The sequence below is a fragment of the Caldimonas thermodepolymerans genome (assembly GCF_015476235.1).
GTDB classification, from domain to species: Bacteria; Pseudomonadota; Gammaproteobacteria; order Burkholderiales; family Burkholderiaceae_C; genus Caldimonas; species Caldimonas thermodepolymerans.
Map to the genome: position 1 here is coordinate 1,992,403 of NZ_CP064338.1, position 14,679 is coordinate 2,007,081.

General features: G+C 70.4%; 12 protein-coding genes. 9 read left to right on the forward strand and 3 right to left on the reverse strand.

All coding sequences use genetic code 11. The features are described from left to right. Positions 1 to 6 precede the first annotated feature (6 nt). Positions 7 to 1,083: a cell division protein ZipA C-terminal FtsZ-binding domain-containing protein gene (locus IS481_RS09330; RefSeq protein WP_104356685.1), complete on the reverse strand. Its 1,077-nt coding sequence runs from the start codon at positions 1,081 to 1,083 to the stop codon at positions 7 to 9. Then, on the reverse strand, positions 1,080 to 4,595 hold the full coding sequence (gene smc / locus IS481_RS09335) for a chromosome segregation protein SMC (protein ID WP_104356684.1): 3,516 nt from the start codon (positions 4,593 to 4,595) through the stop codon (positions 1,080 to 1,082). The genes IS481_RS09330 and smc overlap by 4 nt, the downstream gene beginning before the upstream one ends. A 167-nt stretch (positions 4,596 to 4,762) precedes the next feature. On the opposite strand from smc, the gene queF reads away from it, so the two are divergent. The 9 genes from queF (at position 4,763) to IS481_RS09380 (ending at position 13,652) form a co-directional block, all read left to right on the forward strand. Beyond that, the gene (gene queF, locus IS481_RS09340; RefSeq protein ID WP_104356683.1) at positions 4,763 to 5,266 is read left to right on the forward strand and encodes a preQ(1) synthase; all 504 of its coding nucleotides are present in this window, start codon (positions 4,763 to 4,765) and stop codon (positions 5,264 to 5,266) included. Between the two features lie 16 nt (positions 5,267 to 5,282). Then, positions 5,283 to 6,488 (forward strand): succinyldiaminopimelate transaminase, encoded by a 1,206-nt coding sequence (gene dapC, locus IS481_RS09345; protein ID WP_104356682.1) that lies wholly within the window; start codon positions 5,283 to 5,285, stop codon positions 6,486 to 6,488. Positions 6,489 to 6,504: 16 nt separating this feature from the next. Next, on the forward strand, positions 6,505 to 7,326 hold the full coding sequence (dapD, locus tag IS481_RS09350; RefSeq protein WP_104356681.1) for a 2,3,4,5-tetrahydropyridine-2,6-dicarboxylate N-succinyltransferase: 822 nt from the start codon (positions 6,505 to 6,507) through the stop codon (positions 7,324 to 7,326). Positions 7,327 to 7,382: 56 nt separating this feature from the next. Further along, entirely contained in the window at positions 7,383 to 8,597 is a 1,215-nt protein-coding gene (locus IS481_RS09355) for a PilT/PilU family type 4a pilus ATPase (protein ID WP_104356680.1), read from the forward strand. Between the two features lies 1 nt (position 8,598). Next, entirely contained in the window at positions 8,599 to 9,753 is a 1,155-nt protein-coding gene (gene dapE, locus IS481_RS09360) for a succinyl-diaminopimelate desuccinylase (protein ID WP_104356679.1), read from the forward strand. Continuing rightward, entirely contained in the window at positions 9,750 to 10,625 is an 876-nt protein-coding gene (gene prmB, locus IS481_RS09365; protein WP_104356678.1) for a 50S ribosomal protein L3 N(5)-glutamine methyltransferase, read from the forward strand. Before dapE ends, prmB begins: the two co-directional genes overlap by 4 nt. After that, the gene (locus IS481_RS09370; RefSeq protein ID WP_104356677.1) at positions 10,622 to 12,571 is read left to right on the forward strand and encodes an ABC-F family ATP-binding cassette domain-containing protein; all 1,950 of its coding nucleotides are present in this window, start codon (positions 10,622 to 10,624) and stop codon (positions 12,569 to 12,571) included. The genes prmB and IS481_RS09370 overlap by 4 nt, the downstream gene beginning before the upstream one ends. 77 nt (positions 12,572 to 12,648) lie before the next feature. Next, positions 12,649 to 13,152: a MarR family winged helix-turn-helix transcriptional regulator gene (locus IS481_RS09375; RefSeq protein ID WP_104356676.1), complete on the forward strand. Its 504-nt coding sequence runs from the start codon at positions 12,649 to 12,651 to the stop codon at positions 13,150 to 13,152. Positions 13,153 to 13,226: 74 nt separating this feature from the next. Further along, positions 13,227 to 13,652 (forward strand): organic hydroperoxide resistance protein, encoded by a 426-nt coding sequence (locus tag IS481_RS09380; protein ID WP_104356675.1) that lies wholly within the window; start codon positions 13,227 to 13,229, stop codon positions 13,650 to 13,652. A gap of 22 nt (positions 13,653 to 13,674) precedes the next feature. Here IS481_RS09380 and IS481_RS09385 read toward each other — a convergent pair whose 3' ends face one another. Further along, the gene (locus tag IS481_RS09385) at positions 13,675 to 14,619 is read right to left on the reverse strand and encodes an asparaginase (protein WP_104356674.1); all 945 of its coding nucleotides are present in this window, start codon (positions 14,617 to 14,619) and stop codon (positions 13,675 to 13,677) included. Between the last annotated feature and the right edge of the window lie 60 nt (positions 14,620 to 14,679).

The following is a 14,679-nucleotide window of genomic DNA, read 5'->3' on the forward strand; positions in this document are numbered from 1 at the left end:
CCCCCTTCAGCTGAAGAGCCGGCGCGCCGCGGGCGAGCCGGCACCCAGGCCCCGCTCTTCCAGCGTCTGGTACAGCTGCTCCAGCTCGCGGCCGATGGCCTCGAAGGCCGGCCCGGTGAGCGGCTGGCCGGCGTCGTCGACGATCACCGCGTCCATGTCCTGCGCCAGCGCCTGGGCACTGGCCTGCCAGGCCTGGAAGGGCTGTTCGCCCGGCGCGGTCTGCGGCACGTCGAAGGACAGCGTCACGTCGCGCACCGCGGCCAGGTTCGGGTCGTCGGCAAAGGCCGCCTGCGGGTCGAACTGCAGGCTCAGCACCGGCGGCGAGCCCTCCTCCCGCGCCGGCAGCACCAGGCGGCCGGGCACCACGCCCGGCACGAAGCCGTGGCGGCTGGCGTGCTGCTGCAGGTACGACACCGTCCAGGCCGCGCCCTTGGCGTGCAGGCGGCAGGCCAGCTGCGCGTCGTGCTGGCTGGCGAACTGGTCCAGCTCGCGGGCGCGCGCGACCACGTCCAGCATGTCCGGGAAGTCCACCGCGGCGCCGAGCGCGTCGGCAAAGGCCTGCACCTTCTGCACGAACTCGGAATACTCGATCTCGTTCAGCGCGCCGGTGCGGTTGGCCAGTTGCACGCCGGCCTGGAACTCGCGGTAGCTGTGGCCGGGTTGGGGCGCCTCCCATTCCGAGGTCTCGACGTTGAGCGCCTCGATGAAGAACGGCTTGCTGCCGGCGCGGCGCGTGGGCGGCAGGTGGGCGAGCACGCTGTCGCCGCTGACCGGCGTCTCGGTCGACAGCGTCGCGATCGCGTCGACCAGCGGGTCCAGCCGCACGCCCGGGTGGCGCCGCAACGCCGGCAGCGGGCTGACCAGCGGCGGCACGGACGGCAGCGCGTCGGCCTCCGTCCCCTCGCCCGCGGATGCCGCGTCGCCCGGCTCGCCGAAGCTCGGTTCGATGTGGCGCGGCGGCTCGGCGGGGCGCCGTTCGGCCGTGCGCACGCCGGCGCGTCGGGCCTGCCAGGCGCCATGCGCCACCACGCCGGCCAGCACCAGGCCGCCGACGATCGCCAGTGCGGTCTGCAGGCTGCTCACGCTGCCTCCGCCATGCTGATCGCGGCTTCCATGTCGACCGCCACGATGCGGGAGACGCCCTGCTCCTGCATCGTCACGCCGATCAGCTGCTCGGCCATTTCCATCGCGATCTTGTTGTGCGAGATGAACAGGAACTGCGTGTTCTTGGACATGCTCTTGACCAGGTTGGCATAACGCTCGGTGTTGGCGTCGTCGAGCGGGGCATCCACCTCGTCGAGCAGACAGAACGGCGCCGGGTTGAGCTGGAACATCGCGAACACCAGCGCGATCGCGGTCAGCGCCTTCTCACCGCCGGACAGCAGGTGGATGGTGCTGTTCTTCTTGCCCGGCGGCTGGGCCATGACCTGCACGCCGGAATCGAGGATCTCGTCGCCGGTCATCACCAGCTTCGCGTTGCCGCCGCCGAACAGGCTGGGGAAGAGCTTGCCGAAGTGCTCGTTGACGATGTCGAAGGTCTTCTTCAGCAGGTCGCGCGTCTCCATGTCGATCTTGTGGATCGCGTCTTCCAGCGTGCGGATCGCGTCGTTCAGGTCCGACGACTGCGCATCCAGGAAGGTCTTGCGCTCGCGCGCGGCGGCCAGTTCGTCCAGCGCCGCGAGGTTGACCGCGCCCAGCGCGTTGATCTCGCGGTTGATGCGGTCGATCTCGCCCTGCAGGCCGTAGAGCTTGACGTTGCCTTCCTCGATGGACTTCTGCAGCGCCTCCAGGTCGACCCCGGCCTGGGTCAGCTGCTCCATGAACTGCGCGCCGCCGAGCGACGCGGCCTGCTCTTCCAGCTGCAGCTTGGTGATGCGGTCGCGCAGCGGCTGCAGGCTGCGCTCGAATTCCATGCGCTGCTCCTCGGCGCGGCGCAGCTTGGCGGCCAGGTCGTCGTACTCGCTGCGCTTGGCCGCCAGCGCCGACTCGCGGTCCAGCTTGACGGCCAGGGCTTCCTCCAGGCCGGCCTGCGCCGCGGCGTCGTTGAAGCCGTCCAGCTCGGACTGCAGCTGCTGCGCGGTCTGCTCGTTGAGCGCGATCTGCTGGTTGGCCGTCTCGATCGAGCGCTGCAGCTCGCCCCGCCGCGCGGCCAGCGCGCGCGCCGAGAACTGCGCCTCCTGGGCCTCGCGCTCCAGCGAACGCAGCTGCTCGCGCGCCTCGTTGAGCTTGCGCTCGGCCTCGATCACCGCCTCTTCCAGCTCGGCGTGGCGCTCCTGCTCGTTGGCCAGCGCCATGTCGAGCTCCTCGAAGCGCGCCTCGCCGGTGGCGCGGCGCTCGTTGAGCTCCTCGAGCTGGCCGTCGATCTCGGCGAGTTCCTCCTCGATCTGCCCGCGCCGGGCGCTGGTCTGCTCGGCCTGCTGGGTCAGGCGCAGCAGCTCGACCTGCAGCTGGTAGGCGCGCGACTGCAGCTCGGCGGCCTCGCGGCGCGCGCCGGCCAGCCGCTGCGTGGCGTCGGTGTAGGCGGCCTCGGCGCGCACCAGCGCGGTGCGGGCGTCTTCGGCGATCAGGGCCTGGGCGCGTACCTGGCGCTCCAGGTTCTCGATCTCCTGCGCGCGCTGCAGCATCCCGGCCTGCTCGGAGTCCGGGGCGTAGAAGCTCACCGAGTACTGGGACACCGCATGCCCCTCGCGGGTCATGATGACCTCGCCGTGCGTGAGCTTGCCGCGCTCGGCCAGCGCCTCGTCCAGCGAGGCAGCGGTGTAGACGCCTTCCAGCCAGTCGTTGAGCAGCGCCTTGAGCCCTGCGTCGTTCAGGCGCAGCAGGTCCGACAGGCGCGGCAGCGTCTGGTGGGTGTTGCTGATCGCCGCCGACGGCAGCGTGTAGAACGCCAGCTTGGCCGGCGGGGCGTCGCTCGCGAAGGCGCGCACGGTCTCGACCCGGCCGACCTCCAGCGCGTTGAGCCGCTCGCGCAGTGCCGATTCCAGCGCGGTTTCCCAGCCCGGCTCGATGTGCACCTGGGTCCACAGGCCCGGCAGCCCGTCCAGCCCGTGCTTGGCCAGCCACGGCTTGAGCTTGCCTTCGGTCTGCACCTTCTCCTGCAGTGCGCGCAGCGCCTCCAGGCGGGCGCTCAGGTCGGCCTGCCTGGCGGTCTCGGCGTTGACCTGCTCCTGCTTGGCGCGGCGGTCCTCGTCGAGCTGCGGCACCTGCTCGGTCAGCTCGTGCAGGCGTTCCTCGGCAATCGCCAGCGCCTCGGCGGCCTGCTCGTGCTGGCGGGTCAGCTCGGCCAAGCGCAGCTCGTCGGGCGCGGCCAGCCCCTTGACCTCGCTCGCCAGGCGCTCGCGGCGCAGCGTCAGCTGGCGCGCCTGTTCCTCGACGTTGCGCGACTCGGCCGCCAGCAGCTGGATCTGCTGCTGCACGTTGGCGACGGCCGATCGCTGCTCGTTGGCGCGCTGGGTGGCCGCACGCACCGCGTCCTCGTAGCCGGGCAGGTTGGCCGCCTGCTCCTCGGCCTGCGCGGCGAGGATCTCGGCCTGTTCCTCGGCCTGCGCGATCTGCTCGGCGATGGTTTCCAGTTCGGCCTCTGCATCGGCGCGCCGCTGCGCCCACTGCTCGCTCTGGGCCTTGAGCTCGACCAGGCGCTGCTCGACCCGCTGGCGACCCTCGACCACGTAGCGGATGCGCTCTTCCAGGCGGCTGACCTCCAGGTTGGCCTCGGCCAGCGCGGCCTGCGCGGTGTGCAGCTCGTCGCTGGCGGCATAGTGGGCCTGCCGGATGGTCTCCAGCTCGGCCTCGACGTGGCGCAGCTCGGCCAGGCGCGCCTCCAGCGCGTTGGTGGCCTCCAGCACCTCCTTGTGCAGGCGCTCCTGCTCGCTGGCCGCGTCGCGGTGCTTCAGGAACCACAGCTGGTGCAGCTTCAGCGTGCCCTGCTCCTGCAGCGTGCGGTACTGGGTCGCGACCTCGGCCTGCTTCTCGAGCTTCTCGAGGTTGGCGTTGAGCTCGCGCAGGATGTCCTCGACGCGGGTGAGGTTCTCGCGCGTGTCCTTGAGCCGGTTCTCGGTCTCGCGGCGGCGCTCCTTGTACTTCGAGACGCCGGCGGCCTCCTCGAGGAACATGCGCAGCTCCTCGGGCTTGGACTCGATGATGCGGCTGATCGTGCCCTGGCCGATGATCGCGTAGGCGCGCGGGCCCAGGCCCGTGCCCAGGAACACGTCCTGCACGTCGCGGCGGCGCACCGGCTGGTTGTTGATGAAATAGCTGGAGGTGCCGTCACGCGTGAGCACGCGCTTGACGGCGATCTCGGTGAACTGGTTCCACTGCCCGCCGGCGCGCGCGTCGCTGTTGTCGAACACCAGCTCGACGCTGGCGCGGCTGGCCGGCTTGCGGTTGCTGGAACCGTTGAAGATGACGTCCTGCATCGACTCGCCGCGCAGCTCGGACGCCTTGGACTCCCCCAGCACCCAGCGCACGGCGTCCATGATGTTGGACTTGCCGCAACCGTTGGGGCCGACCACGCCGACGAGCTGGCCGGGCAGCTGGAAGTGGGTCGGCTCGGCGAAGGACTTGAAGCCGGACAGCTTGATCGAGTTCAGGCGCATGGGCTGGAAACCGCACGGGGCGGCGCACGCCTGTCGCAAAGCGCCACCAACACCGCTTTAAGTGCTTGATTTGCTTGGAAAATCTCGCGCTCCGGCGAGTTTCGATCGAGGCGGGATGATACCATCCGCCCCTTCGCTGAACTGTGTCCAGAGCTGTCGTTTTCACCATGCCCAAGACCGTGTCGAGAACCGCCTCCCGTCCTGCCGCCACCAAGGCCGCAGCCCCCAAACAGCGCCCGGTGCCGGCCACGCCGCCCTCGGCACCGTCCAAGGAGCTGCATGTCTTTCCGAACCCGGCCCCGAAGCGGGACTATGTGATCCAGTTCCAGATCCCCGAGTTCACCTGCCACTGCCCGCTGACCGGCCAGCCCGACTTCGCGCACTTCACGATCGACTACATCGCCGACAAGCTGTGCGTGGAGCTCAAGAGCCTGAAGATGTACATGTGGAGCTACCGCAACGAAGGCGCGTTCCACGAGAAAGTCACCAACGACATCCTGGATGACATCGTCAAGGCGATCGATCCGCGCTACATCCGCATCACGGCCAAGTGGTACGTGCGCGGCGGCATCTACACCAACGTCGTCGCCGAGCATCGCAAGAAGGGCTGGAAGCCCCAGCCGCGCATCGAGCTGCCGCAGCACGCGCACGAGACCGGCCTGCTCGGCTGACGCCCGGGAATCCGCGATGAACCCCCTGCTCTCCAAGCTGCAACCCTATCCGTTCGAGCGGCTGCGCGCGCTGGTCAAGGACATTCAGCCCAACCCGGCCTACCGCCCCATCAGCCTGGGCATCGGCGAGCCCAAGCACCCGACGCCGGCCTTCATCCAGCAGGCGGTCACGGCCGCGCTGGCGGGGCTGGCCAACTACCCGGCCACGGCCGGTGACATCCGGCTGCGCGAGGCGATGGCCGGCTGGGTGCAGCGCCGCTACGGCGTCACGCTCGACCCGGCGACCCAGGTCCTGCCGGTCAACGGCACCCGCGAGGCGCTGTTCGCGCTGGCGCAGACCGTGATCGACCCGACGCGGCACCGCGACCAGGGGGGGCCGGTGGTGGTCTGCCCCAACCCCTTCTACCAGATCTACGAAGGCGCGGCCCTGCTGGCCGGCGCCCGCGTGGCCTACGCCAACAGCGACCCGGCGCGCAACTTCGCGCCGGACCTGACGGGCATCCCCGAGGCCACCTGGGCCGCCACCCAGCTGCTGTACGTCTGCTCGCCGGGCAACCCGACCGGCGCGGTGATGTCGCTCGACGAGTGGGCGCGCCTGTTCGAGCTGAGCGACCGCCACGGCTTCGTGATCGCCTCGGACGAGTGCTACTCCGAGATCTACTTCCGCGACGACCAGCCGCCGCTGGGCGGGCTGGAGGCCGCGCTCAAGCTGGGGCGCGGCGACTTCCGCAACCTGATCGCGCTGACCAGCCTGTCCAAGCGCTCCAACGTGCCGGGCATGCGCTCCGGCTTCGTCGCCGGCGACGCGCAGATCCTGAAGTCCTTCCTGCTGTACCGCACCTACCATGGCGGCGCGATGAGCCCGGTGGTGCAGCAGGCCAGCATCGCGGCCTGGGGCGACGAGCAGCACGTGGCCGAAAACCGGGAAAAGTACCGCGCGAAGTTCGCCAAGGTGACACCGATGCTGGCCGAGGTGCTGGACGTGGCGCTGCCCGATGCCGGCTTCTACCTCTGGGCCAAGGTGCCGGGCAGCGACACCGAGTTCGCCCGCGGGCTGCTCGCTCAATACAATGTCACCGTCCTGCCCGGCAGCTATCTCGCGCGCGAAGCGCACGGCATCAACCCGGGCGCCGGGCGCGTGCGCATGGCGCTCGTTGCCGAAGTCGACGAATGCGTCGAAGCGGCCGAACGCATCGTGGCCTACGTCCGATCCCTGTCCTGAAGTACACGACAACACCATGACCCAACAACTCGAAGCCCTCATCAACCAGGCGTGGGAGGACCGCGCCAGCCTCTCCCCCAGTGCTGCCCCGGCCGAGGTGCGCGATGCCGTCGAGCAGGTGATCGCCGACCTGAACAAGGGCCGCGTGCGCGTGGCGGAGAAGATCGACGGCCAGTGGGTCACGCACCAGTGGATCAAGAAGGCGGTGCTGCTGAGCTTCCGCCTGAAGGACAACGCGCCGATGCACGCCGGCGACCTGGGCTTCTTCGACAAGGTGCAGACCAAGTTCGCGCACCTGTCCGAGGAGGAGATGCGCGCCACCGGCGTGCGCGTGGTGCCGCCGGCCGTCGCGCGCCGCGGCAGCTACATCGCGAAGAACGTGGTGTTGATGCCCTCGTACGTCAACATCGGCGCCTACGTCGACGAAGGCACCATGGTCGACACCTGGGCCACGGTCGGCTCCTGCGCGCAGATCGGCAAGAACGTGCACCTGTCCGGCGGCGTGGGCATCGGCGGCGTGCTCGAGCCGCTGCAGGCCAACCCGACCATCATCGAGGACAACTGCTTCATCGGCGCGCGCTCGGAGATCGTCGAAGGCGTGATCGTCGAGGAGAACTCGGTGATCTCGATGGGCGTGTTCATCGGCCAGAGCACCAAGATCTACGATCGCGAGACCGGCGAGATCATCTACGGCCGCGTGCCGGCCGGCTCGGTCGTCGTGCCGGGCAGCCTGCCCAGCGCCGACGGCAAGTACAGCCTGTACTGCGCGGTGATCGTCAAGCGCGTGGACGCCCAGACGCGCGCCAAGACCAGCATCAACGAACTGCTGCGCGCCTGAACGCGCGGCCGCGGCGAACCGGGACGACAGCACACAGCCAGGACGGAGGGATCGCGATGAGCAGCGGGAACATGGAGCGGGTGCTCCGGTTGATGGCGGAGAAGAAGGCGTCGGACGTCTACCTGTCCGCCAGGACGCCCATCCTCATCAAGATCCACGGGCAGATCCTGCAGGTCAGCGACCAGCCGCTGTCGCCCCAGCAGCCGCGCCAGCTGCTCGCCGAGGTGCTCACCCCGGCGCAGCTCGAGGAGCTGGACGACACCGGCGAACTCAACATCGGCCTGGTGCTGCCCAACGTCGCGAGCTTCCGCCTGAGCGCCTTCAAGCAGCGCGGCTCGATCGCCGCGGTGTTCCGCTGCATCCCGAGCGAGATCCCGTCGCTGGAATCGCTCAACGTCCCGCCCATCCTCGCCAACCTGGTGATGGAAAAGCGCGGGCTGATCCTGATGGTGGGGGCCACCGGCACCGGCAAGAGCACCACGCTCGCGGCAATGCTGGAGCACCGCAACCAGCTGGTGGCGGGCCACATCCTCACCATCGAGGACCCGATCGAGTTCCTGTTCACCAACAAGAAGTCGGTGATCAACCAGCGCGAGGTCGGCCGCGACACGCAGTCGCTGCAGGTGGGCCTGAAGAACGCGCTGCGCCAGGCGCCCGACTGCATCCTGATCGGCGAGATCCGCGACCGCGAGACCATGACCGCGGCGCTGTCGTACGCGCTGTCCGGCCACCTCGTGCTGGCCACGCTGCACGCGAACAACAGCTACCACGCGCTGGGCCGGATCCTGTCGTTCTACACGCCCGAGGCGCGCCCCGCGCTGCTGTCGGACCTGGCCTCGGGCCTGAAGGCCATCGTCTCGCAGCGCCTGATGCGCGCGGTGACCGGCGGGCGGATCCCGGCGGTCGAGGTGCTGCTCAACACCAAGCTGGTGGCCGAGCTGATCGAGAAAGGCGACTTCTCCGGCGTCAAGGAGGCGATGGAGAAGTCCATGGCCGAAGGCTCGCAGACCTTCGAGCAGGACATCGCCCGCCTGATCCACGAAGGGCTGGTCACCCGCGAGGAGGGCCTCACCTACGCCGACTCGCCGACCAACCTGATGTGGCGCCTGCAGAACGTGGTCGGGCCGCAATCCAAGGTCGAGCAGAAGAAGGAAGAGATCGACGACGGCCCGTCCTTCACCGAGATCACCCTGGACGTGCGCGACGAGCGCGGCAGCGGCTTCGGCACCACCGGGTTCGGCACGACCGGCTTCGGCACCCTCAACCGCTGACATGACCGCCACCCTGCGCCTCGTCGAGGAACTGGTTTCCCGCCCGTCGGTCACGCCCGACGATGCCGGCTGCCAGGCGCTGATCGCCGAACGCCTGCGCGGCGTCGGGTTCGCCTGCGAGACCATCGAAAGCGGCCCGCCGGAGTTCCGCGTCACCAACCTGTGGGCCAAGCGCACCGGCAGCGCGGGCGCGGCCGGGCGCACGCTGGTGTTCGCCGGCCACACCGACGTGGTACCCACCGGCCCCGTCGAGCGCTGGCACAGCGACCCGTTCGTGCCCACCCACCGCGACGGCAAGCTCTACGGGCGCGGCACCTCGGACATGAAGACGTCGCTGGCGGCGATGGTCGTGGCGGTCGAGGAGTTCGTCGCGAGCCACCCGCAGCACGCCGGCTCGGTCGCCTTCCTGATCACCAGCGACGAGGAAGGCCCGGCGCTGGACGGCACGGTCAAGGTCTGCGAGGCGCTGCAGGCGCGCGGCGAGCGGCTGGACTGGTGCATCGTCGGCGAACCGACCTCGGTCGAGACGCTGGGCGACATGATCAAGAACGGCCGCCGCGGCTCGCTGTCGGGCCGGCTGGTGGTCAAGGGCGTGCAGGGCCACATCGCCTACCCGCAGCTGGCGCGCAACCCGGTCCACCTGGCCGCGCCGGCACTGGCCGAGCTGACCACGATCGAATGGGACCGCGGCAACGAGTTCTTCCCGCCGACCTCCTGGCAGATCTCCAACATCCACGCCGGCACCGGCGCGACCAACGTGATCCCGGGCGAGCTGGTGGTCGACTTCAACTTCCGCTACTGCACGGAGTCGACCCCGGAGGCGCTGCAGCAGCGCGTGCACGAGGTGCTGGACCGCCACGGCCTGGACTACGAGCTGCAATGGACGCTGGGCGGCCTGCCCTTCCTGACCCCGCCCGGCGAACTGAGCCAGGCGCTGGTGGCGGCGATCGAAAGCGAGATGCAGGTGACGCCTGAACTGTCGACCACCGGCGGCACCTCGGATGGCCGCTTCATCGCGCGCATCTGCCCGCAGGTGATCGAGTTCGGCCCGCCCAATGCCACCATCCACAAGATCGACGAGCACGTGGACGTGGCCTTCATCGAGCCGCTCAAGAACATCTACCGCAAGACGCTCGAGCGTCTGATCGCGACATGACCGTCATCGAACTCATCGAGCGCTGCAGCGCCCGCCTCGAAGAGGCGGGCGTTTCGTTTGGACACGGCACCGACAACGCCGGGGACGAGGCTGCCTGGCTGGTGCTGTGGGCGCTCGGCCACCCGCTGGACGGCCTGGACGACGTGGCCGGGCAGCCGCTCGCCCCAGAGCAGGAACGGCGCGCGCAGGAGCTGGTCGAGCAACGCATCGCCACCCGCAAGCCGGCCGCCTACCTGACCCGCGAAGCCTGGCTGCAGGGCGTGTCGTTCTATGTCGACGAGCGCGCCATCGTGCCGCGCTCCTTCATCGCCGAGCTGTTGGCCGACGGCACCATCGACCCCTGGCTGTCCGACCGCACCCGCCGCGTGCTGGACCTGTGCACCGGCAACGGCAGCCTTGCCGTGCTGGCCGCGCTGGCCTACCCCGAGGTCGAAGTGGACGCCGCCGACATCTCCGGGGACGCGCTCGCCGTGGCCCACATCAACGTCGAGCGCCACCAGCTCGGCGCGCGCATCCGCCTGCTGCGCAGCGACCTGCTGTCGCAGGTGGCCGGCCCGTACGACCTGATCCTGTGCAACCCGCCCTACGTCAACGCGCGCTCGATGGCGGCGCTGCCGCCCGAGTACCGGGCCGAACCGGCGCTGGCGCTGGCCGGCGGCGAGGACGGCATGGACCTGGTGCGCCGCCTGCTGCGCGAGGCGCCGCAGCACATGAGCGAGGACGCGGTGCTGGTGCTCGAGATCGGCAACGAGCGCGAGCACTTCGAGGCCGCCTTCCCGCGGCTCGAGGTGGTCTGGCTGGACACCAGCGCCGGCACCGACCAGGTGCTGCTGGTGACCCGCGCCGCGCTGCTGGAGGCCTCGCGGCCATGATCGTGCTGAAGAACGTCACGCTGCGCCGCGGCACCAAGGTCGTGCTCGAGGGCGCCAACGTCACGCTGCATCCGGGCGAGAAGGTCGGCCTGGTGGGACGCAACGGCGCCGGCAAGTCCTCGCTGTTCGCGCTGCTGACCGGCGCCCTGCACCCCGACGCCGGCGACGTGGAGCTGCCGCCGCGCTGGCGCATTGCCGAGGTCGTGCAGTCCATGCCCGACACCGAGGACAGCGCGACCGACTTCGTGCTGGCCGGCGACACCCCGCTGATGGAAGCGCAGGCCGCGCTGGCCGAGGCCGAGGCACGCGGCGACGGCACCGCGATCGCCGAGGCGCACCAGCGCATCCAGGACGCCGGCGGCTTCGACGCGCGTGCCCGCGCCCAGGCGCTGTTGATGGGCCTGGGCTTCAAGTCCGGGCAGCTCGAGCGTCCGGTCAACAGCTTCTCGGGCGGCTGGCGCATGCGGCTGCAGCTGGCGCGCGCGCTGATGTGCCCGGCCGACCTGCTGCTGCTCGACGAACCGACCAACCACCTGGACCTCGACGCCCTGGTCTGGCTGGAGAGCTGGCTCAAGCGCTTCGAGGGCATGATGCTGGTGATCAGCCACGACCGCGAGTTCCTCGACGCGATCACGCGCGTGACGCTGCACCTCGAGGACGCGCGCCTGACCCGCTACACCGGCAACTACACCGCCTTCGAGGCGATGCGCGCCGAGCGCCTGCAGCAGCAGCAGGCGGCCTACGAGCGCCAGCAGGAGAAGATCGCCCAGCTGCAGCGCTTCATCGACCGCTTCAAGGCCAAGGCAACCAAGGCCCGGCAGGCGCAAAGCCGCGTCAAGGCGCTGGAGCGGATGGAAAAGCTCGCGCCGGTGCTGACCAGCGCCGACTTCAGCTTCGAGTTCCGCGAGCCCGAGAGCCTGCCCAACCCCATGCTGGCGCTCAAGGACGTGGCGTGCGGCTACACCGGCGCCGACGGCAGCCCGACCGTGATCGTGCGCGACGTGCGCCGCACCGTGCTGGCCGGCCAGCGCATCGGCATCCTGGGCGCCAACGGCCAGGGCAAGTCCACGCTGGTCAAGACCGTCGCCCGCGTGCTGCCGCCGCTGGGCGGGCAGATCACCGAGGGCAAGGGCCTGGCGATCGGCTACTTCGCGCAGCAGGAGATGGACGTGCTGCGCCCGGACGAATCGCCGCTGCAGCACATGGTGCGGCTGGCCCGCGAGGTCAGCCCGCAGGCGCGCGAGCAGGAACTGCGCGACTTCCTCGGCCGCTTCCGCTTCACCGGCGACATGGTGTCCCAGGCCACCGGCACCATGAGCGGCGGCGAGAAGGCGCGCCTCGTGCTGGCCATGCTGGTGTGGCAGCGCCCCAACCTGCTGCTGCTCGACGAGCCGACCAACCATCTGGACCTGACCACCCGCGAGGCGCTCAGCATGGCGCTCAACGGCTTCGAGGGCACGGTGATGCTGGTCAGCCACGACCGCGCGCTGCTGCGCGAGGTGTGCGACGAGTTCTGGCTGGTCGCCGGCGGCACGGTGCAGCCCTTCGACGGCGACCTGGACGACTACCAGCGCTGGCTGCTCGAGCAGGCGCGCCTGCAGCGCGAGGCGGCGGCCCCGGCGGACGCCGCCTCCCCGACGTCGCGGCCCGGGGCTGCCCCGCCCGCGGCCAACCGGCGCGAGGAGCGCAAGGCCCAGGCCCAGGAGCGCCAGCGCCTGGCCGAACAGCTGCGCCCGCTGAAGAAGGAGCTGGCGCAGGTCGACGCCCGCCTCGCCGCGCTGGCCGAGGAGAAGGCCGCGATCGAGGCCGCCTTCGCCAGCGGCCACCTCGACCCGGCCCAGGTGGCCGGGCACGGCCGGCGCCTCAAGGCCATCGCCGACGAGACCGAGGCGCTGGAGCTGCGCTGGCTCGAGCTGTCCGAAGACATCGAGCGGCTGAGCGCCTGACCCCCATGACCGCACCCGTGGCATGGTTGCCGCCAATTAAATTGTGCGCAATTAAATCGGTCTCTACCATTCCTGCCATGATATCCCGCAAGCCTGCCCCGATCTCGTCCGACGACGCGCTGCTGCAGCTCGACCACCAGCTGTGCTTCGCGCTGTACGCCACCTCGCTGGCCATGACCAAGCTGTACAAGCCCCTGCTCGACCGGCTGGGGCTGACCTACCCGCAGTACCTGGTGATGCTGGTGCTGTGGGAGCAGGATGGCCTGAGCGTCGGCGCCCTCGGCGAGCGGCTGTTCCTCGACTCGGGCACGCTCACCCCGCTGCTCAAGCGCATGGAAGCCGCCGGCTGGCTGGTGCGCGCGCGGGCCAAGGACGACGAACGGCGCGTGGTGGTCTCGCTGACGCCAGAGGGCCGCGCCCTGCGGGCCCGGGCGATCGCCGTGCCCAGGGCGATCGGCTGCGCCACCCGGTGCTCCATGGAAGAACTTGCCGACCTGCGCCAGCGCCTGCACGCGCTGCGACGCCGGCTCTCCCCCCAGCTCGTCGAATCAGCGGCCCGCGACGAAGCGCGCGCCGCCTGAGCCGGGCAGGAACGATGCTTTCTCTGACCCGGGCAGACCCGTCCCCTCCACCCACCTCGCCTCAGGAGAAGCTCATGGCACTCGACAAAGTCCTCTACCAGGTCCAGGCCACCGCAACCGGCGGCCGAGACGGACGCGCCGTCTCGTCCGATGGCGTGCTCGACGTCAAGCTGGCCACCCCGAAGGAGCTGGGCGGCCCCGGCGGCGCGGCGACCAACCCGGAGCAGCTGTTCGCGGCCGGCTATTCGGCCTGCTTCCTGAGCGCGATGAAGTTCGTCGCCTCGCAGCAGAAGAAGCCCCTGCCGGCTGACGCCTCGGTGACCGGCACCGTCGGCATCGGCCCGATCCCGGGCGGGTTCGGGCTGCAGGTGAAGCTGGGCGTGTCGCTGCCCGGCTGGGAGCGCGGCGACGCGCAGGCGCTGGTCGAGGCGGCGCACAAGGTCTGCCCGTATTCGAACGCCACGCGCGGCAACATCGACGTGACGCTCGACGTGCTCTGAGGCGCGTTGCGCGGGTGGCGGCTCAGCCGGCCGCCATCAGCTGCAGCATCAGCTCCACGCGGGCCTTCCACGGGGTCAGCGCCCCGGCCGACGGCAGCGCCTGCCGGCCCGTCGGCACCACCACCCCCTCGGCGCAGCGCGAGCAGCGCAGCACGCGCACCCCGCGTGCCTGCGCCCGCACCAGCTCGGCCTCCAGCCGTTCGTGCACCGTGCCGTTGCCGGTGCCGACCACCACCAGCCCCTGCACCGGCAGCCCGGCCAGGGCCGCGGCCCAGCGGCCATCCGCGCCGGCGTGGCTGCTGACGATCTCCACCCAGGGCCAGCCGGCGGGCGACGCCGGCAGGCATGCCAGCCCGAGCGGCTCGCCCTGCGGCCAGTCGCGCAGCTGGCGCAGCCGTCCTTCCTCCACGTAGCCCAGCGGGCCGGCATCGCCGGAGCCGAACGCATCGAGCCGGTAGGTGTGGGCCTTGCGCACCTCCAGCCCGCTGTGCACCTGCCCGGCCAGCACCGCGAGCACCCCCCGGGCCCCGGGCGTTGCCGCCACCGTCACCGCATCCAGCAGGTTCTGCGGGCCGTCCGGCCGCAAGGCGCTGGCCGGACGCATCGCCGCGACCATCACCACCGGCTTGGCCGGCGCCAGCAGGCGGTGCAGGAAATACGCCGTCTCCTCCAGCGTGTCGGTGCCGTGCGTGACCACGACGCCGCGCACTTCGGGACGCGCCAAGTGGTGCGCCACGCGCTGCGCCAGCAACTGCCACACCCCGAAGTCCATGTCCTTGCTGTCGAGCTGGGCCACCTGCTCGGTCTCCAGCGGCCAGCGGGCCAGCGCCGGCACCGCCGCGACCAGGTCGGCCACGCCCAGCTGCGCCGCGCGGTAGCCGACGTTGTCATGCGGGTCGGCCGCGGTGCCGGCGATCGTGCCGCCGGTGCCCAGGATGACGATGGGGCCGTGCTCGTTGCTTTGCATTTCTCGGAAAACTGGATAAAAATACAGTTACTGGATGCCTGCACAGTATCCGGGATCAAG